Origin of the sequence: Thiospirochaeta perfilievii (genome assembly GCF_008329945.1) — a bacterium.
GTDB lineage: Bacteria > Spirochaetota > Spirochaetia > DSM-2461 > DSM-2461 > Thiospirochaeta > Thiospirochaeta perfilievii.
The window spans coordinates 3,170,301-3,189,104 of sequence record NZ_CP035807.1; the positions used below are offsets into that span (position 1 = coordinate 3,170,301).

The following is an 18,804-nucleotide window of genomic DNA, read 5'->3' on the forward strand; positions in this document are numbered from 1 at the left end:
ATGTCTATTTTAGCTATATAGCTTTTTTAGAGCATCTTCAACAGCAGACATAATTCCTTTACTTGTTGCTGTAGCTCCAGATACCGCATCTACCTCGCTTTTTTTCTCGTCTACAATAAAACTTGGAATATATTTTATAGGGGTACTATAAAATCTACTTCCTACTTCATTATGGGAGATAATTTCTACAGAGGTTAAGACCCCTTTTTCTATAGTTATTTCCACTGTTAATCCAGTTCCAAATCCATTTGCAACACCTTGGTAAGTTCCATCTTTTAAATCTAATTGGGATATTATCATACCCTCAGGTATTGAATACTGGATACTACTGTGTCTACCTGACTTTGAAAACGGATTTGCAGTTATCACAAAGCTGCTTAAAACTGTGATAAATAATAATATTGATATCATTTTTTTCATTTTATCTCCTTGTTTATTTTATTTAAAACAAAATTATATGTTAAACACCCCTCTACTGGGCAAGAATTTATACACTCTAAACAGTTAATGCAACTAGGATCTCTTACATGTTTAACTGTTGATATATTAACTTGCATAGGACATTCCTTGTCGCATTTTTTACAATTAATACAGGTTTTAACCTCTCTGTTAATTGAGAAGATTCTAAGGGTACTAACTGCCCCATATCTTGCTCCTTCAAAACATAAGTACCTACAAAATGGTCTCTCTATAAATAACCCAATTATCATTAGTATTCCAAATATAACCCATGAAGATATAGATATAAATTTAAAGTTCCAACTTAGTACCCCGGCGAAGACTCTATATGGGCTATCTAATAAAATGGCAAAAGAGAAACCAAATAGTATAAATATAAATAAAATATACCTACTAAATTTAATAACTCTTTCTACATTTTTATTTACTCTTATCCTAGGGAGATGTAAGAATTTACCAATTTTTGATAAAATATCCTGGGCAAAACCTAAGGGACATAACCATCCACAAAAAAATGGTCCTAGTATAAGTGAACTGATTAAAAAAACAATAAACATTGTGTAGTTAACTGTTATAAGCCCCAGAACTGATAAAACTATAAAAATAATTTGTACTATTTTCCTTTTCATGTAGCTAATTTACTACAAAGATAGCTATTATTGGTTAATTTTAGGTAAAGTTTATGTAAACTTTTGTAAACATGAAACGTATATAAAGAAAATGACATGTCCCTTCAGCTATTACAAATAATAGAAATTATTAAATAATATACTCCCTTCAAAATTTTTAAGATTTATTTCTATTCTATCCCAAGGCTTGTTATCTATTGGAATTTGGAAGTATTGGAAATTAGGATCAATTCTATCTTCCTTTGAGAACGTATTTATTTTAAAAATATTTTTACTTATACCTGGTTCTAACCTGTAGACAAACTCTTTAACACTGTTATCTTTAATAACATTAACTAAAAGATCCAATTCTTTATTAGAAGAGTTTGCCAATGAGAAGATAATGTTCTTAGTTGAAATACTATCTAGCTTATTATTTAGTATAATTTTAGAGTTGTAATTAATCGTAAAATCCCATGTACTTTTACCATTTTTATAGAACGAACGTTTGTGAATATCTTCTGTTTTTAAGTTATAGTTTATTGGCTTATAGTTACTACTTAGAAAGTCGGTGATAATAACTGTATTAGGGAGAGTTGGAATTAAACTAGGTTGTTTAAGGTATTTAACTTCATCTACTACATTTAGTAACTTAAATCTAAATAGTTTAAGACTTAACTCCTTTGCAATCTCTCTTTGATCAATTGCTTTTAAATTATTATTTCTTCCATAAAAAAGCTTTCCTAAACTTGTTGAGTCAATTAAACCCCAATCACTATTAAATTGGGAGTGGTTCACACCCTCAAGGTAGTAGGTTGCTTTTATATTATACTCACTATCATTTGTAAAAGAGATCCTATTAAATTGGGATCTAGCCTTAAAACTTTTAAGATCACCATCATTAGCACCATGCAGTGCAATATAGGATATATTTGTTAGGTTTATACTCTCTCTAAACTGCCTATCTGTCCCAGATAAGGACATAACAGCCTTTATTGGGTAGTATGAGTATTTAGCTGCTATACTAACAGCTTCTCCTCCCCTAGAGTGGCCAACTAACCCAATATTTGATATATCTACCATATTGTAAAAAATTGAGTTTTTATCCCTATTTAGCTGATCAAACAGTTTTATATGTTCTAAGAGTAAAAAAGCCCTAGCATCATTCTCCTTAGGTTGCCCTTGGCCAAGGCTCGTCCAGTTCCCATTTAGGAAATTTTCATCAATAGAAACTGCAATAAAACCGTTAGCTGCTAAATGTTTTAATAGGTAGTCATAACCTTTATGGGATGGATTCTCTGCTAATGCGTTACCGTGTAGTATAAAAACTATTGGGAATACTCCACTTTTTTTGGGGTAATATACCCGTCCATTTAGGGGGAGATTTTTTGTGAACCCCCAAAACATCTTATCATATAGTTTAGCTATGCCACTATTCCCATTATAATATTTACTACTATCAACTATTTTTAATCTGTTATACTCATAAAAATTAAGATCTACTTGTGTCTCTGTTTGTAAAAGATTTGATTTATAATCAATTTTAAAACCCTGCCACATAGATAAAGCTGTTAATGTAATAAATAGCCCCTTGGAGATATTATTTAAATATTTATGTTTAGAAAATAACAATAATAGCATTATTGTAGTTATTATCTGGAGGATTATAGTTGTTTTAAGGGAAACTCTACTAAACTCCTTAAGTAAAAAGAAAAAGATAATATTTATTAAGATGATAAAAAACTTAATCTTTTTTCCTTTTAAGTATTTTATAGGAAAATAGAACAGAAAAGAGATAATAAGTGTTGATAATAAATTTAGAAAAAAAAGAGATCTAATTGGAATAATTCCAAAAAGTAACATTATATATAGGACGTAATAAAACAGAGGAATAAAAATCATTTTTACATTATATAGGAATATTAAGTATAATAAAAAGAGTAAAAAAAAGGGATAAGATTAACTCTCATCCCTAACTTGGTCGGCAGGATTCGAACCTGCGAATGCATGGATCAAAACCATGTGACTTACCGCTTGTCGACGACCAATTGCTTTACGAGATGAATAATACATAATTATATTTTCTTGGTCAACATAAAAATTACAAAAGTTTTATAAATCACTAGATAATGATTATTAATTTATATATGTTTTATTTATGATAAAGGATTTTATAGAAAAAAATATAATTATTTCCGATGGAGCAATGGGAACATATTATTCAGAGTTAACAAAGGATTCTGTAAATAGGGTAGAGGAAGCTAATTTATTTAATAGGGACTTAATTACATCTATTCACAAAGAGTATATTGAAAGTGGTGCTTCTTTAATTAGAACTAATACTTTTGCTGCAAACACTATCTGTCTAAATATAAGTAGAGAGAAACTAAAAAATATTATAGAAAATGCTTGTTTAGCATCAAAGGATGCTAAAGGGGATAAAAATCTGTTTATTGCTGGTAATATTGGCCCTATACCAGAATTTGAAGATGATGGGTCAAAACTCTTATATAAAGATATTTTAGATGAGTATAAATTTATTATTGATTGTTTCCTCAATTGTGGTGTAAATATCTTTAATTTTGAAACCTTTGCTACAGATAAGTATTTAAAGGATGTATTTGAATATATTAAATTAAAAGATAAAGACTCTTTTATTATGGTTCAGTACTCTATATCGAAAAGTGGTTTAACAAGGGTTGGAATAAGTATAGATCAACTAATACAAGACTCTTATCCCGTTGATGTCTTAGGTTTTAATTGTGGAACAGGACCAACACACTTAATAAATAATATAAGGGATAAAAGTTTAAAATATCCCTTATCTCTCTATCCAAATGCAGGTTATCCAGAATTAGTTAACAATAGAACTGTATTTAATTCTGATCCTAAATATTTTGCAAAAGTAGTTTTAGAAGGGGTTGATTTTGGTGCTAAGATAATTGGTGGATGTTGTGGAACAACTCCTAAATATATAAAGAGCATAAACGATCTTTTAAATGGGAATAGAGCAGAGACTCCTGTTGTAGAGGTAAAAAAAGTTGAAACTAAAGAGAGCATTCCAAATAGTGATAAAAAACATATTATTGCAGTTGAACTTGACCCCCCATTTAAACCTAATTTAGATAAATTATTAGAAAGTGCTAGAGAGTTAAAGGATATAGGTGTTGATTTTATTACTGTAGCAGACTCACCCTCAGGGAGAATGAGGCTAAACTCCATATCTGTAGCAGCTAGAATTAAGAGGGATGTAAATATTGATGTAATGCCCCATATTTGTTGTAGGGACCGAAACTTAATAGCGTTAAAATCAGATATACTTGCAGCCCATAGTGAGGATATAAGAAAAATTCTAGTAATAACAGGGGATCCTGTTCCTTTAGAAGAGAGGGATGTTGTAAAAAAAGTATTTAACTGTAACTCTGTCTCTTTAATGGAGTCTATCTCTGGTTTTAATAAGGGAGTAGTTAGTGATTCTCCCTTTATTATTGGTGGTGCATTAAACCTAAACTCGAAGAACCTAGATGTTCAATTAAAAAAATTAGAGGATAAGGTTGAAGCTGGAGCTACACTTTTTTTAACTCAACCTATATATGACAATAGGGCCATAGAATTTTTATCAAAAATTAAAAAGAAACCAGGAGTGAAGATTTTAGCTGGAATACTACCTCTAGTTACATATAAAAATGCTCAATTCTTAAATAATGAGTTTCCAGGTATAACAATTCCAGATGAGTTAATCCAACGTTTTAATCAGGATATGAGTAGGGAAGAGGCCCAAAAGATTGGCATAAATATCTCTATAGAAACAGTGAACAGATTAAAGTCCTTTGTTGATGGCTTCTACTTTATTACACCATTTTTTAGAACATCAATGATTAGAGAAATTATATCAAAAGCATTGATGAATAATAGATAATTAGGTATAAAACAGTATGTTTATAGAATATTTTAATATAATGACAGAGAGCGCACCAGGCGGATCTATTTTTTTAACAATTTCATTTTTACTTATTGTTATAGGTTTTGTATATTTAAAGATTAGGAAAACATCCCCAAGGTTAGTTAAAATAATTCCTATATTAGCTTTCATATCAATTTTTGGTTCTATTTTTAATAAATACAATACTTCTAAGGATTATAGATATCTAAGAGATATCCTAATTAATAAAAAACATAGTGTTGTAGAGGGCAGGGTAGAGAATTTTAAAGAGATGGATGATTTTAATCCAGAATCTTTTAGTGTTGACGGTGTTGATTTTTTTTATAGGGATGATAGATCCAATAGTGCGTTTAACAATATAGCTGCTAATGGTGGCCCTATTAAAGAGGGTTTAGAAGTGCGAATTTTCTATTATGAAAATAGGATAATTGGTCTTTGGATAAAAGAGTAGAATTCTGAAAATAATTTTATCACCTACTAAAAAACAGATTATCTCTCCTCCATCTAAGATTGAACTAAATACCCCCTCCTTTATAGATAAGGCGTCAACTTTAATGGATCTTTTAAGGGGTAAAACATCTAATGAGTTAAAAGAGTTACTTAGTATAAGTGATAAAATTGTAGAAGAAGTATTTCTGTATAATCAGGTGTGGCGTAACAATCCAAAAAAAAATACTGGTTCCACCGCTGTTTTTACCTTTGTTGGAGAGGCTTTTAACTATTTAAATCCTAAGTATTTAACAGATGATGAATTAGAATACGCAGATAAAAAGCTACTAATATTTAGTGGTTTATATGGTTTTCTAAAACCCCTGGATATAATAATGCCCTATAGGTTAGATATTGCTGATAGATTAAAAATTAAGGAGTACAACTCCCTATACGATTTTTGGTCAAAGGATCTAACTTCTTTTTTATCTAAGGAAGTTGAAAAGGATAATTCAGGCCTACTTCTAGATTTAAGTTCTAAGGAGTATTCAAAAGCTATTAAGTTTAATAATATTCCTGCTAAAATAATAACCCCGGAATTTAAGGTAGAGATAGATGGTAAGTTAAAAACAGTAGCTATATGGGCAAAAAGAATGAGGGGCCTAATGAGTAGGGAAGTAATTATAAATAAAGTAACAACAGAAGGTGGGCTACAAAACCTAAAATTTGAGAATTTTATACTTGAGGATGTTACTGATAATAGTTATCTTTATATTAAAAGATAGGAGTTTATTATGAAAATATGGAAATATAATAGATGTGGTAGCTGTAGAAAGGCAATAAAATATTTAGATGAGAAGGGGTTAGAATATACAGCCTTAGAAATATTAGAGACACCACCAACTGTAGATGAATTAAAGTTAATGTTAGGCTATTTAGATGGAAACATAAAAAAGTTATTTAATACTTCCGGTGTAAAGTATAGGGAGGGTAACTATAAGGATAAAATTAAAACTCTATCCCAGGATGAAACACTAAATATACTCTCCAAGGAGGGTGCTTTAATTAAAAGACCTTTTATTTTAACTGAAACTACTGGTACTGTTGGTTTTAAGGAAGAAGTCTGGGATAATATTTTTAAGTAGTTCATAAATTTATAAAGGCTCTCAATTTATTATTTTAAGAGCCTTATTAACCTAAACCGAAGCCTTCTTTGATTCGTAATAGTCGTAATCACCCTCGTATATATTTAGTTTCCCATGATCAACTTCAAATACCCTTGTAATAAAGTGCCTTAAAAAGTATCTATCATGACTTACTATCATAACTGTTCCCTTAAACTCTTTTAAAGCATCTAGTAAAACTTCTCTACTAGCAATATCTAAGTGGTTTGTTGGCTCATCTAGTATAATAAAGTTATATGGTTGGGATAGAAGACAGGCTAACATAACCCTACTTTTTTCTCCACCAGATAAAACAGATATGGGTTTATCTATATCATCTCCACTAAATAAGAAGGAACCTAACAGATTTCTTACATATCCTACAGTCTCATTTGGTAGTATAGAGGATACCTCTTCAAATATTGTGTTTTCGGGTTTTAAAACATCGGAAGAGTACTGGCTAAAGTATCCAATCTCTGTACTAGGTCCAACTGTTGATGAACCCTCTGTTGGTTCCGTTAAATTATTTATTATTTTAAGTAGTGTAGATTTACCTGCACCGTTAACACCTGTTACAGCAATCTTATCCAATCTATTTACGGTTCCTGTGATACCGCTAAAGACTGGATGGGTAGAGCCATCTCCTAAAATATACTCTTTCCCTAGATTCTCTAGGGCAACAACAATGTCCCCTCCACGTTTTATCTGGGGGAGTTGAAGTTTCATAACCTTAGGCTCTGGGGGTATAACTATTCTCTCAATCTTCTCTATGGTTTTAACCCTAGATTGAACCTGGGCGGCGTGGGATGCTCTAGCTGCAAACTTTGCTATAAACTCCTCTTCCTTAGCTAACATTGCATCCTGTTTTCTTTTTGATGCGATTAATTGCTCCCTCCGAATAACCCTCTCTGCCATATAAAAGTCATAATCCCCTGAGTATAGGGTAATAGATCCAGGGGCTACTTCTAGAGTTCTATTACAGAGTCTAGTCATAAATTCCCTATCATGACTTGTCATTAATATTGAACCTTTAAACTCTCTTAACCACTCTTCTAACCAGATAATAGTCTCAATATCTAAGTGATTTGTTGGCTCATCAATTAATAATAGGTCAGGATTAAGTAGAAGTATCTTAGCAAGGGCAATTCTCATCTTCCACCCTCCAGAGAAGGATTCTACAGGTTCATTCCATCTAGACTCTCCTATTCCTAAACCGGTTAATATTGTTTTTGCGTTTGTTTCTAAATCATACCCACCTAAGTCCTGGTACTCCATCTGAACTTTGCCATACTGTTCCATAACTTCATCCATCTTATCTGGATCTAAGTCTGGGTCGCACATATCGTGTTCTAGTTTTGTTAACTTTTTTCCAAGTTCAAAGGCTTTACCAGCACCTAATTGTGCCTCTTCTAAGGCTGAATGGCCACTCATCTCCCCAACATCCTGGGAGAAATATCCTATTACAAAGTTAGAAGGGATTGTTACTGTTCCATCATCGGCTTTCTCTTCCCCACTTAATATTCTAAAAAGTGATGTTTTTCCAGAACCGTTAGGTCCAACTAAACCAATTTTATCCTGGGGTCTTATTATAAAACTTCCATTTCTATAGAGGTTTCTTCCTCCATAACTTAAAGCTATATTCGATACATTTACCATGGAATAAATCTATATTATAAATATATAAGCTTCAATGGTAATTCTATTTAACTAGTAAAAATTTATTTTGATTAAACTATTAAAACTATTGTATACTCATTATGATTAAAGGGGCACTGTGTGAAATTAAATAAAAAAATTAGTGAAATATATAAAGATAGCGATTACGGTGTGCAAAGAATGGCACCAGCTTTCTGGATATTAAGTATAGTTAGTGTTGTTCTTATGTCACTTATACTTATCTTGAAAATTATTAATAAAGAGTCATTTATAGAGAGTATTAATACATATATAATTATTACCGCAATAATATTCTCTCAATATTTTTTATATAAAGGTAAGTATGATGTAGCTACTCTATTTTTCTCTTCCGGTGTATTTTTAGGCTTAACTACAACTATGTTTTTAGAATCTAGGGTAACAATACAAATCCCATATCGTCACGCTGTAAACTATATGCTTTTAATTATATCAACAGGTATGATTAGTCATAAACTTTTTAACCTAAAAATAATTTTTTCAGCAACAATTTTATCTTATGTATTAATTACATATATGGCTATTTCTAAGGGGTTAGTAGAGAGTCATGTTAAATCTCTAAATCTACAATTAATACTACCTACATTTGTAATGTTAGCAGGATCAATTGCAATATATTTTATGAAAAGTATAGAGCTGGGAATAATTCGGGATATATATAATAAACTTAAAATTGCAGATGAAGAGAAGGGTAAACGTCAGGAAGTTCTAAACTCTATTAAGGTTCAATTAAATAAGAGTAGTGATTTAATAACACTATCTGGAACAGCAAATAGTGCTAGTGAAAGTATAGATGAGAGGGTTCAACAGGTAAAAGTACAAATGGATATTCTTCAAACAAAGTTTAGAAATTCTTCTACGGCTCTAAATACAATTTCAAATGAAATAATAAATCTAAAGAGTGTTGCTGATAATCAGTCTGTTAATGTAACACAAACCAGTGCTTCTATAGAGGAGATGAATGCATCTATACTAAATGTTGCCAATGTTATTTTTAAAAAGAAGGATACTGTATCCTCTTTATTAGACTCATCTGCCAATGGGGAGAGATCCATAAACGAAACAATCAACTCATTTAATGAGGTTATTGAGAATTTTGAAAATATAAAGGAGATGACTACAGTTATTGATGACATTGCATCTCAAACTAATCTTTTATCAATGAATGCAGCTATAGAGGCCGCCCATGCAGGGGATGCAGGTAAAGGGTTTGCTGTTGTTGCAGATGAGATAAGAAAATTAGCAGAGAGTAGTTCTTCAAATGCTAAAAATATTGGAAACAGGATTATAGACCTGGTAAAATCTATAGAAAATACAGGTAATGAAGTTAAAAGATCAGGTGATTCATTTCAGAGTATTCACCAGGAAATCATAGAAGTTTCTAGGGCGATGGAAGAGATCTCTTCTAGCGCCTCGGAACTCTCTGAAGGTAGTAATGAGATACTAACAGCAACATCTCTATTAAACAGTTTAACAACAAAGGTTAGTTCTGGTGTTGAAGAGGTTTTAAATAACCATAATATTGTAAATAGTGATCTATCTGGAATTACAGAAGCTTCTGGTAATATTCTCTCATCCCTTAGTAGTATTACCAATGATACATCTACAATTAAGGATGATATAAAAGAGATATCTCAAATGGCTAGGGAGATTGATTCCCATATGAACTCAATATAAAAGGAAAAAATTATGAATTATTTAGAAGCGTTAGAACGATTTAAAAAGTATGTAGAGGATATTAAAAATATTAGTTATGCGGTAAATGTAATGCATTGGGATGGGTCCACAGACGCACCTAAAAGCAGCTTCCCTGTTAGGGGTGAGAGTCTTGGTTTTTTCTCCACCCTAGAGTATGAAATGTTTGTAACAAAGCAGATGGATGAAGACTTAAATACCCTATTAGAAAATATAGATAAGTTAGATGATAAAGAGTCTGTAATGGTACATAAAGCCCGAAAGGAGTATGATAAACTTGTTAAAATACCTTCAGATGAGATTAAAGAGTATCAAATATTAACAAATAGAGCTCAACATAGTTGGGAGGAAGCAAGAAAGAAGGATGATTTTTCAATTTTTAGCCCAGATTTAAAGGAAATTATTAAAACCCTAAGACGATTTGCAGATTATAGGGGTATTAAGAACCATCCATATAATATCTATTTAGATGATTATGAAGAGGGTATGACAAGAGAAAAACTAGATATATTCTTTGATACATTAAGAAAGAGGATTGTTCCCCTATTAAAAGGAATAATGGACTCTAAAAAAAATATAAGAGATGAGTTTTTAAGCAGAGACTACCCCCTTGATTCCCAGAGAGAGGCAGCAACTGAACTTTTAGAGTTTATGCACTTTGATCTAGATAGAGGTCTATTAAAAGAGAGTACCCACCCCTTTACCATGGGTTTAAATATTGATGATGTTAGATTAACTTCTAGGTACGATAAAAATAATATGATCTCTGGTATGTTATCTGTAGCCCATGAGGGAGGACATGCCCTATATGAGCAAAATATTAGTAGAGATTTAATTAATACAACCCTTGCTACTGGAACTTCCCTTGGAATACATGAGTCCCAATCAAGAATATATGAAAATAATATTTTTAAAAGTAGGGAGTTTATAAATTTTTACTTCCCAAAATTACAAAAGAGGTACCCTGAACAACTAAAAGATGTATCAGAGGAAGAATTTTATGAAGCAATTAATAATGTAAAACCAAGCTTTATTCGTGTAGATGCCGACGAGCTTACCTACTCTCTACACATTATGGTTCGATATGAGATAGAAGTTGCACTAATTGAAGGAAGTATAGAAGTCGATGAACTTCCCGAGTATTGGAATAAAAAAATGGAAGAGTACCTAGGTATAGTTCCGCCAAATAATAGATTAGGAGTTTTACAAGATGTTCACTGGTCCCATGGTTTATTTGGCTACTTCCCGACCTACGCCCTAGGTTCAGCCTATGCTGCCCAATTTGCAAATAAGATGGAAAAGGATATTAAACTTAAGGAGACCCTATTAAAGTCTGATTTTAAAACACCCCTAGAGTGGTTAAATAAAAATGTACATCAGTTTGGGTCCCTTCTAACACCAGATGAGATTAGTTTAAAAAGTACAAATGAGTTATTAAATCCTAACTATTTTTGCGAATATTTAGAAAACAAATACTCTAAGATATACAATCTATAAAAAGGTATGGGGTTATACCCCAGCCTTTTTATTAAGTTTAATCTCCCCAAGGAATAGTCCGCAAATAATTAATATCATAGCTATAAACTTCTCCTTAGAAAATGGTAGACCAGTTGTATAGTCAAGTAGAATAGCACTGGATAGTTGTCCTGTATAAAGAAGTAGCACATAAGTTATTGGTTTTAGTTTTAATAAGAGGTAACTTCCCACTGAGACTATAAATATAGCAATAGACCCTCCACCAATAACAAATTGTAATGGAACTTGTCCACTTAACACCTTGGATACAGAGTCCCCCAAAGGTATAAAAATCATCATAATTAAAAGAACAGCCAAGGTACTTCCATAATGAATAATTAGTGTTTTTTTAAAACCAATAGAGAGTATGTTTTGGCTATTCATGTATGATTGTAACATAACAAGCATACCGGGTATCCAAGAGATAAATATCCAATAAAACTCTATATTACTCCTAAGTCCAATAATTGTAGCACCGGGTATTACTAACAGTAGGGAGATAATTTTACCAATTGGCACTCTCTCTCCATTTTTATTGTGCTTAACTAACTCCATAATAGATGCCATTATAACCTGGCCGGCAAGAGTCCCTCCAAGGGTTAATAAGACTCCTCCCATGTTGTATACAGTATTGTTAAGGGTAACTACAACAATTCCCATTACACCAGCTAGTAAAAACCACTTACTCTTTTTTTCCCGTTTCCTAGGTCTCTGTTTTTTTAAAAAGGATAGAGATATTAAAATAAAACCTGTAGAGTGAATAAATAGTAGGGATGGGAAATTCCCTATATAACCATCTAAGGAACCATTAAAAAAGATCATAAGAGATATGCATATCCCTGTTATTAGTGTTAAAATTATATTCATAAGATAACTATAGACCTATTTGTTATAAGGAGAAAGGACAAATGTCCTATTCGGAATTTATTAAGTGTTTTCCTAAATATAATTTTTTAAAACCTCTCTTTGATAAGAATTTAATCCCATATAAGACATGGGACAAGGGAGAAGTTATTTGTAGGTGTAATAGGGAGTTAGACTCTCTTTACTTTTTTACATCAGGCCGGGGTCGAGCATATAGAGGTCTAAATAATGGAAAAGAGGTAATTTATTGCCTATATAGTGGAAAAGAGATAGCAGGGGATGTTGAGTTTTTAATAGATACAGGTACTACATGTAATATTGTAAGTAGTGGAAACCTCTCAGGATTTAGGGTTAAAAAATCTATAATTGACGAGAAGATATATAATCAGCTATTTAACCTTTTAGCAAAGGAGGTTGCTTACAAATTTGTAACTAACTCCTCAAGTACAACTATAAAATTAGGATATAAATTAGAAGAGAGGGTTGCGTACTATGTTTTATATGAGTACGTAGACAGTGTCTACTTAATGGAGGAGTTAGCTGGACTTCTTGGAACCACATATAGACATTTAAGCAGGGTTTTTAAAAAATTTAACGATGAAGAACTACTAAGATTAGATAATAAAAAAATTACAATCCTAAATAGAAGAGAGTTAGAGAGACTATCTAGCGTAATAAAGGAAGAGTTTTATGATTAAGTTTGGTTATATGGCGAAACTTATTACCTTATACTATAATAATATATAGTATAAGGAGATTTTATGAAATTTAAGATTGAAATATTAGAAGATACTAAGCAGAGAGTAGAACAGATGTCTCTAAAACAGTTATTAGGGATACTGTGTTGTCCTAACTATATGAGGGAGGATCAAAATTTCTTTGATACAGCCACAGCTTTTATCCATGAAGGGGATAAAGAGTTTCATAAAAAAATAATGAATAAGATTACAGCCTCTTGTAAAGATAGACCCTTTGTATGTTCCGACTTTGAAGCGGGACCAGGAACTATGATAAATGGAGGTACAGCCTTTCCATCACTCTTTAGTATATCCGTTACTGGAAAACCAGAGTTTGCCTATCAAATGGGTAAAATTGCAGCCTTAGAGGGAAGAGAGTTAGGTTATAACTGGACTCTTGGGCCTGCTGTAGATATTTGTGCAAACCCAGATACTCCTACAACAAGTAGTCGAGGGGCTGGTTTAACCCCGGAGGAGGTTATAACATATGGAGTACAATATTTAAAAGGTTGCCAGGACTACGGGATGATAGCCACTGCAAAACACTTTCCTGGAGATGGGTTTGGAATATACGACCAACACTTAACAACTCCAGAGATTCCACTAACAGTTGACGAGTGGTGGAGAACATCAGGGAAGGTTTATAAAGAAGTTATAGATAGCGGTGTTATGAGTATAATGCCCGGTCACCTAAGTTTTCCAGCATATGATGATATTTGCAGTGAAAATGGACTGTATCCCCCTGCTACAATTTCAAAAAAACTTATGGATAATCTTTTAAGAAAAGAGTTAGGTTTCGATGGAATTATAATCTCAGATGCAGTAGAAATGGTCGGATTTTCAGGGTTTATGAACTACTACGAGGCCTGTGCAAAGTTTTTAGATTTTGGAGGAGATATTCTGCTTTTTGCATCTCCTAATGATAAGATGGAATCTGAATTTAGTAAGTTAATAGATAAGGGCGTTATTACTCTAGATACCCTTAAAAACAGGGCCACTAGGGTATTGTCCTTTAGAAAACAGGTAGATAAGCTCTTTAAAAGTACTACTAATGATTTTAATAAAGATAGGCATGAAGAAGTAGCAAAGGAAGTTATTAGCTCCTCTATAAAAGTTGTTAGGGATAGAAAAAAGATCCTTCCGATAAAAAATACTAAGGATAAAAATGTCCTTCATCTCATTATATCTATACCAAACTTTAAACAGTTATCCCTATTAGAATCAATGAAAACTGAGTTAGAAAGGGAGTTTAAGAGTGTTGAGCAGTGGGTAGATCCAGGTAGCCAAAAAATAATTGATGCGGTTGATAAAAATAAATTTGATCTAATTATCTGTTCTGTAGGGAATGATTATAACTTTGGAACAAATGTTATACGGCTAAATGGTTTTCAATCCAGGAATTTAATGGGAGGATGGGTTCATTTAGATACTCCTGTAATCTTTATATCCCACTTTCATCCCTTTACCCACCTAGAGTATAAAGCTTTAATGTCTACAGTTATTAATACCTATGGAACTGTTCCAAATACAATAAAAATATTAGTTGATAAAATTTGTGGTAAAGAGAAGCTAGAGTTTTCTACAGTAGACTACTCCTTAAGGGACTGGACCCTTAGAGAGTGGTTAAATCATCATTAATTTTCTAATGTGAATAAATTCCCTTGCCGATATATTTAATATTGGAAAGGGAACTATTATTATGGAAAAAACTGTTATAGAACGTAAATTATCCAAACTAAATGCACTACATTATGGTGCTAAAACAGAGGGTGAACGTCTATCGGCTATTAAGGCTAAAACTAGAATTTTAAAAAAATTAGAGACAATAAATAGTGAAGTCGAATATAAATTCTCTTTAAAGAGTAGTCAAAATGTAGATATATTTATTGATATATTAAATAGGTATGAGATTAATCAATATAGAAAACTTAAGAAGGCAGATACAACAATAATTGCAAAGGTTCCGGGACTATTTGTTGATAAGATAATTTGGCCAGAGTATATTTCTACCCCAAATAGATATATAATATCATAATGGAATTAATATTTTTAGTTGAGGATAACAGCAATCTACGGGAGGCTATATCCTCATATCTACTTCTTGAGGGGTACAGGGTTAAAGAGTTCTCCGTTTTAGAAGGTGTCATCGAGTCAGTAAAAAATTTAGAACCAAGCCTAATTATTTTAGATGTTATGTTACCTGATGGGGATGGATTTCTTTTAACAAAAAAAATTAGGGAATACTATGAAACTCCAATAATATTTCTAACAGCAAGGGATTCTGAATCTAGTAGGATAACAGGTTTTGAAATAGGTGGGGATGACTATCTAGTAAAACCATTTTCTACAAGAGAATTAGTTTTAAGGGTTAAGGCACTATTAAAAAGGTCATCAAAAACTAAACCAAAGCATCAAGTAAATAGCTGGAAATATAATAATAATACCCTGGTTCTTGATATAGACAGTCATACCGCTCTATTAAATAGCAAGGAGCTTTTTTTAACCGCTACAGAGTGGAAAATATTAGAATACTTTACATCATCTGCAGGTATTCTTTTACAGAGACAAAAACTACTAACAGCCTGTCTAGATTATAGTATTGATATGTCTGAGAGAACAATCATTACACATATTAAGAATCTAAGGGCTAAACTTGATGATCCAGGTTGGATCGAGACTGTTAGGGGTTTTGGTTATAGATTTAAGGGTGTAGTCAATGAAGATTAACTCTATCTTTTTTAGAATATTTAGTGGTTTTTTAATAATTATAACCCTATTTTCTATAATCCTATTAGTTTCATATAATTGGGGTCTAAGTAGTGCAATTAAAAATTGGAGCAATTACCACTTAAAGAACAGTAAGAGTCTTGCAAAAAGTATTCTTCTTGGAAATGAAGTAGTAGTTCCCCAGGATAACCCTATATTTGTATATAACTTAGATAGAGAACTGATTTTTTCTAATAGGGGGCTAGGACGAAAGAGTGGTGTAGACCAAGAGCTTGAACCTATTCTCTCTAACAACATTTTAACAGGTTATTACTATAGCCCTAGAATGCAGTTTTTAGATATTGAGGCTAATAAAGAGTTTACAAAGGCAATTACAAAGGCTTTGATCCTTGCACTAATTATTTCTACAATAATAGCTACTATTATAGCCCTATTATTTAGCGTCAATATAAGTAGATCTACGCAAAAAATTGTGAAATTTTTAAAGAGATTATCAAAGGGAGACTCCGGTAGTTATATAAAGGTTGAAGGGAGCACAGAAGTTCAGGAGATTATTAACGCTATTAATAACCTAAGTAGAGAGTTATTAAGAGAGGAGGAGTTAAGGTCCCAATGGTCTAGGGATATAGCCCATGATTTAAGAACACCTATAGCTGCTTTAAAAGCCCAATTTGAAGGGATGGAATCTGGTGTCTTAGATATAAATATAGGGCGAATTAAGCAAAATATTAAAGAAGTTTATCGTTTAGAATATATGGTTGAAGATCTATCTGAATTAATGAAACTAGAGGATCCTAAAACATCATTATATATTGATGAAATAAATACCTTAGACTTAATAAACCAAATAAAAATTATTTGTGTTGAGGATATAAATAAAAAGAAGATAAAAACATCTTTTAATAGTAGTTTAACCTCTTTTATAGGGGATGAAATGCTTCTATATCGTGGAATATCAAATATATGGGTTAACGCAGTTAGACATACAAATGTTGGTGGCTCTATAACATTCTCTATATACCAACAAGATATGAATATTATTATAGATATTAATAACAGTGGTGAGATTATACCTAAAAATGAGATAAGTCGTATATTTGATAGATTATATCGAGGTGAGAAATCTCGAAGTAGTCAGGGCTCTGGTCTGGGATTAACCATCTGTCAACAAGTAGTAAGCTTACACAATGGAGATATTACCGTTTGTAGTGATAAATCCACAGGAACAACTTTTAGTATAAAATTACCATTATAAATAAAAAGCTGTAGTGGGTTAGCATAGGAGGAGTACGCCACTATAAAACCACTACAACAAATTTCATTTATATTACTTATTTTTTAATAACTCAATAACCCTATAGGCACCGTTGTATGTTCCAATGTTATGAGCCTTTAGTATATTTTCTGTCATCATTCTTAATATGTTTTTCTCGGTGAACATTAAATTAAGCATTAATTCAATTTTATCACTTGTATCACACTCAATAGTTCCATCTCCAATCTCTGCTGCTCTAACTGCACCCCATGCTTCATGTCCTCCTACTCTTTTAATCATTAATTTAGGAACGGGGTAGAATGCAAGTTCACTAGGTTTTGTAGCTAAAATATCACTAGCCCTCATTAAAAGGTTAGTGCTATATACTGCTGCATATATGTCTTGGTGGTAAAATGTATGAATCCCTTTTATTTCACCATTAATAGCCTGGGATGAGAAATCTAAAGTATCCTGCCAATTATTCATATGTTCTGTTGTACTCTCTTTTAATAATGGTATATCAGAACACAGTTCATCCCACACTTTTTTATGATCACCTACATTTATTAAAAGCACAGCCTTATTGTTATTTACTAGAGGGATTAGCTGATTGATTATTTTTACAAACATCTCTCTTTGGGCTCCAGCTCCACCAACAGTTATTAATACCCTTAAAGCTTTACCGTTATTAATTCTATCTAGCCTTTTAATACAATCATCCTCAATATTTGTAACAATTTCATGGTCTATATAGTGTCCCACCTCAAATAGCTGACCATCTGGCATAGGTTTTAATGTTTTTTTACCCATACCATTTAAAGTCTTATAACCAAAATAGGATGATGGAGTTTGAACAGCGTGTTTTGAACCCTCTGCTAAGTGTAGAGCCATAGGCCAATTATCAGGAATAACATTTACAACATTTGTAAAACCTGCATGGATTGCAGCCTGGGCCGGCCATACATGGGTTGCCGCATATGGTATGTTCTTAGGTATATTTTTTAATACTGGAGCCATTAATTCTGAAACTTTTTGATCCGCCGAATTGTATGTTAATTTTCTAAAACCCTCACTGTTTAGTGGTTCCCAGTAGAATTTATTAAATAGTTTTGATTTTTGTGAAAGTCTTGAACCAAAGGAGTATAAGTTATTTAAGTGGGAGATTACCTTTCCCCCAGTACTCTCTTTATAGTCGTGTAGGTCAAGCCAGTAGGGAGTATATCCTAGATGTTTAGCTGCTGAAGCTATTGCCATAGAAATTCTGTAGTGTCCAAATCCCATTCGGATATTTCCTACAATAAGTGCTTTATCAATATCGATTTGCTCTCCATTATCTTCTAATACAATCTCTTTTACACCTAGTGCTGGTCCAATTATTGGGTTTGATCGAATCCCAATTGGGTAGTTTTTATTTGAATCATCCCCGAATTTTTTAATAAACTTCTTTTTATTTTTTATTGCTTTTTTATATGTAGTATTACTAATTTTATTACCAAATATCACCTTACTCCTATCCATAGGACCTCCCAATTAAAAATATTAATATAATTAATAATTTTATATTAGGTTAATTTTTATATATATTTTACTATGTGTCAACTAAATATTAATCAGATACTCCTAATTCTTTTTATTTTAACTTACAAAGAACTGTAGTCTTTATATATAGTGAATATTAAATATTGACTATTTTCCTATTTATATATATTTTACA

17 protein-coding genes and 1 tRNA gene are annotated in these 18,804 nt (G+C 32.0%); 11 read left to right on the forward strand and 7 right to left on the reverse strand.

The genetic code is table 11. From position 1 onward, the window contains the following. Positions 1-9 precede the first annotated feature (9 nt). The 4 genes from EW093_RS14775 to EW093_RS14790 form a co-directional block, all read right to left on the reverse strand. The gene (locus EW093_RS14775; RefSeq protein ID WP_149569137.1) at positions 10-420 is read right to left on the reverse strand and encodes an FMN-binding protein; all 411 of its coding nucleotides are present in this window, start codon (positions 418-420) and stop codon (positions 10-12) included. Beyond that, positions 417-1,088: a 4Fe-4S binding protein gene (locus tag EW093_RS14780; RefSeq protein ID WP_149569138.1), complete on the reverse strand. Its 672-nt coding sequence runs from the start codon at positions 1,086-1,088 to the stop codon at positions 417-419. The genes EW093_RS14775 and EW093_RS14780 overlap by 4 nt, the downstream gene beginning before the upstream one ends. Positions 1,089-1,199: 111 nt before the next feature. Further along, positions 1,200-2,969, reverse strand: a complete 1,770-nt coding sequence (locus EW093_RS14785; RefSeq protein ID WP_149569139.1) for an alpha/beta hydrolase — start codon at positions 2,967-2,969, stop codon at positions 1,200-1,202. Between the two features lie 74 nt (positions 2,970-3,043). Beyond that, positions 3,044-3,115 (reverse strand) — tRNA-Gln (locus EW093_RS14790). A 110-nt stretch (positions 3,116-3,225) separates the two neighbouring features. Here EW093_RS14790 and EW093_RS14795 point away from each other — a divergent pair. The 4 genes from EW093_RS14795 to EW093_RS14810 are packed head-to-tail and all read left to right on the forward strand — an operon-like array spanning position 3,226 to position 6,584. Beyond that, a complete protein-coding gene (locus EW093_RS14795) occupies positions 3,226-4,986 on the forward strand; it encodes a bifunctional homocysteine S-methyltransferase/methylenetetrahydrofolate reductase (RefSeq protein ID WP_149569140.1) in 1,761 nt (586 codons plus the stop codon). Between the two features lie 40 nt (positions 4,987-5,026). Further along, the gene (locus EW093_RS14800) at positions 5,027-5,461 is read left to right on the forward strand and encodes a hypothetical protein (protein ID WP_149569141.1); all 435 of its coding nucleotides are present in this window, start codon (positions 5,027-5,029) and stop codon (positions 5,459-5,461) included. A 13-nt stretch (positions 5,462-5,474) separates the two neighbouring features. After that, positions 5,475-6,224: a YaaA family protein gene (locus EW093_RS14805; protein WP_281283531.1), complete on the forward strand. Its 750-nt coding sequence runs from the start codon at positions 5,475-5,477 to the stop codon at positions 6,222-6,224. A gap of 9 nt (positions 6,225-6,233) precedes the next feature. Continuing rightward, on the forward strand, positions 6,234-6,584 hold the full coding sequence (locus EW093_RS14810; RefSeq protein WP_149569143.1) for a Spx/MgsR family RNA polymerase-binding regulatory protein: 351 nt from the start codon (positions 6,234-6,236) through the stop codon (positions 6,582-6,584). Positions 6,585-6,635: 51 nt separating this feature from the next. Here EW093_RS14810 and EW093_RS14815 read toward each other — a convergent pair whose 3' ends face one another. After that, positions 6,636-8,258 carry an ABC-F family ATP-binding cassette domain-containing protein gene (locus tag EW093_RS14815; protein ID WP_149569144.1) on the reverse strand — a complete coding sequence of 541 codons (1,623 nt, stop codon included), beginning with the start codon at positions 8,256-8,258 and terminating at the stop codon, positions 6,636-6,638. Between the two features lie 120 nt (positions 8,259-8,378). Here EW093_RS14815 and EW093_RS14820 point away from each other — a divergent pair, with 120 nt between their 5' ends. Together EW093_RS14820 and EW093_RS14825 are read left to right on the forward strand one after the other, a co-directional pair. After that, entirely contained in the window at positions 8,379-9,974 is a 1,596-nt protein-coding gene (locus tag EW093_RS14820) for a methyl-accepting chemotaxis protein (RefSeq protein ID WP_149569145.1), read from the forward strand. A gap of 12 nt (positions 9,975-9,986) precedes the next feature. After that, entirely contained in the window at positions 9,987-11,489 is a 1,503-nt protein-coding gene (locus EW093_RS14825; protein ID WP_149569146.1) for a carboxypeptidase M32, read from the forward strand. A 12-nt stretch (positions 11,490-11,501) separates the two neighbouring features. On the opposite strand, the gene EW093_RS14830 is transcribed toward EW093_RS14825, so the two are convergent. Continuing rightward, positions 11,502-12,374, reverse strand: coding sequence for a DMT family transporter (locus EW093_RS14830; protein WP_149569147.1), 873 nt, complete (start codon positions 12,372-12,374; stop codon positions 11,502-11,504). A gap of 41 nt (positions 12,375-12,415) precedes the next feature. Between EW093_RS14830 and EW093_RS14835 the strand changes: the two genes are divergently transcribed. From EW093_RS14835 to EW093_RS14855, 5 genes are all read left to right on the forward strand, one after another. Then, positions 12,416-13,069, forward strand: coding sequence for a Crp/Fnr family transcriptional regulator (locus tag EW093_RS14835; RefSeq protein WP_149569148.1), 654 nt, complete (start codon positions 12,416-12,418; stop codon positions 13,067-13,069). Between the two features lie 63 nt (positions 13,070-13,132). Then, positions 13,133-14,746, forward strand: a complete 1,614-nt coding sequence (locus EW093_RS14840; protein ID WP_149569149.1) for a glycoside hydrolase family 3 N-terminal domain-containing protein — start codon at positions 13,133-13,135, stop codon at positions 14,744-14,746. A 61-nt stretch (positions 14,747-14,807) separates the two neighbouring features. After that, on the forward strand, positions 14,808-15,143 hold the full coding sequence (locus EW093_RS14845; RefSeq protein WP_149569150.1) for a hypothetical protein: 336 nt from the start codon (positions 14,808-14,810) through the stop codon (positions 15,141-15,143). Continuing rightward, on the forward strand, positions 15,143-15,835 hold the full coding sequence (locus tag EW093_RS14850) for a response regulator transcription factor (RefSeq protein WP_149569151.1): 693 nt from the start codon (positions 15,143-15,145) through the stop codon (positions 15,833-15,835). The genes EW093_RS14845 and EW093_RS14850 overlap by 1 nt, the downstream gene beginning before the upstream one ends. Then, the gene (locus EW093_RS14855) at positions 15,825-17,090 is read left to right on the forward strand and encodes a sensor histidine kinase (RefSeq protein ID WP_149569152.1); all 1,266 of its coding nucleotides are present in this window, start codon (positions 15,825-15,827) and stop codon (positions 17,088-17,090) included. Before EW093_RS14850 ends, EW093_RS14855 begins: the two co-directional genes overlap by 11 nt. Before the next feature lie 72 nt (positions 17,091-17,162). Here the strand turns inward: EW093_RS14855 and EW093_RS14860 are convergent, their stop codons facing one another. Beyond that, positions 17,163-18,608, reverse strand: coding sequence for a DUF6937 domain-containing protein (locus EW093_RS14860; RefSeq protein WP_187759733.1), 1,446 nt, complete (start codon positions 18,606-18,608; stop codon positions 17,163-17,165). Positions 18,609-18,804 lie beyond the last annotated feature (196 nt).

Coding starts and splice junctions, on each gene's coding strand:
- EW093_RS14775 (WP_149569137.1), bottom strand. CDS start 420: ATGAAAAAAATGATATCAATATTATTATTTATCACAGTTTTAAGCAGC.
- EW093_RS14780 (WP_149569138.1), bottom strand. CDS start 1,088: ATGAAAAGGAAAATAGTACAAATTATTTTTATAGTTTTATCAGTTCTG.
- EW093_RS14785 (WP_149569139.1), bottom strand. CDS start 2,969: ATGATTTTTATTCCTCTGTTTTATTACGTCCTATATATAATGTTACTT.
- EW093_RS14795 (WP_149569140.1), top strand. CDS start 3,226: ATGATAAAGGATTTTATAGAAAAAAATATAATTATTTCCGATGGAGCA.
- EW093_RS14800 (WP_149569141.1), top strand. CDS start 5,027: ATGACAGAGAGCGCACCAGGCGGATCTATTTTTTTAACAATTTCATTT.
- EW093_RS14810 (WP_149569143.1), top strand. CDS start 6,234: ATGAAAATATGGAAATATAATAGATGTGGTAGCTGTAGAAAGGCAATA.
- EW093_RS14815 (WP_149569144.1), bottom strand. CDS start 8,258: ATGGTAAATGTATCGAATATAGCTTTAAGTTATGGAGGAAGAAACCTC.
- EW093_RS14825 (WP_149569146.1), top strand. CDS start 9,987: ATGAATTATTTAGAAGCGTTAGAACGATTTAAAAAGTATGTAGAGGAT.
- EW093_RS14830 (WP_149569147.1), bottom strand. CDS start 12,374: ATGAATATAATTTTAACACTAATAACAGGGATATGCATATCTCTTATG.
- EW093_RS14835 (WP_149569148.1), top strand. CDS start 12,416: ATGTCCTATTCGGAATTTATTAAGTGTTTTCCTAAATATAATTTTTTA.
- EW093_RS14840 (WP_149569149.1), top strand. CDS start 13,133: ATGAAATTTAAGATTGAAATATTAGAAGATACTAAGCAGAGAGTAGAA.
- EW093_RS14845 (WP_149569150.1), top strand. CDS start 14,808: ATGGAAAAAACTGTTATAGAACGTAAATTATCCAAACTAAATGCACTA.
- EW093_RS14850 (WP_149569151.1), top strand. CDS start 15,143: ATGGAATTAATATTTTTAGTTGAGGATAACAGCAATCTACGGGAGGCT.
- EW093_RS14855 (WP_149569152.1), top strand. CDS start 15,825: ATGAAGATTAACTCTATCTTTTTTAGAATATTTAGTGGTTTTTTAATA.
- EW093_RS14860 (WP_187759733.1), bottom strand. CDS start 18,608: ATGGATAGGAGTAAGGTGATATTTGGTAATAAAATTAGTAATACTACA.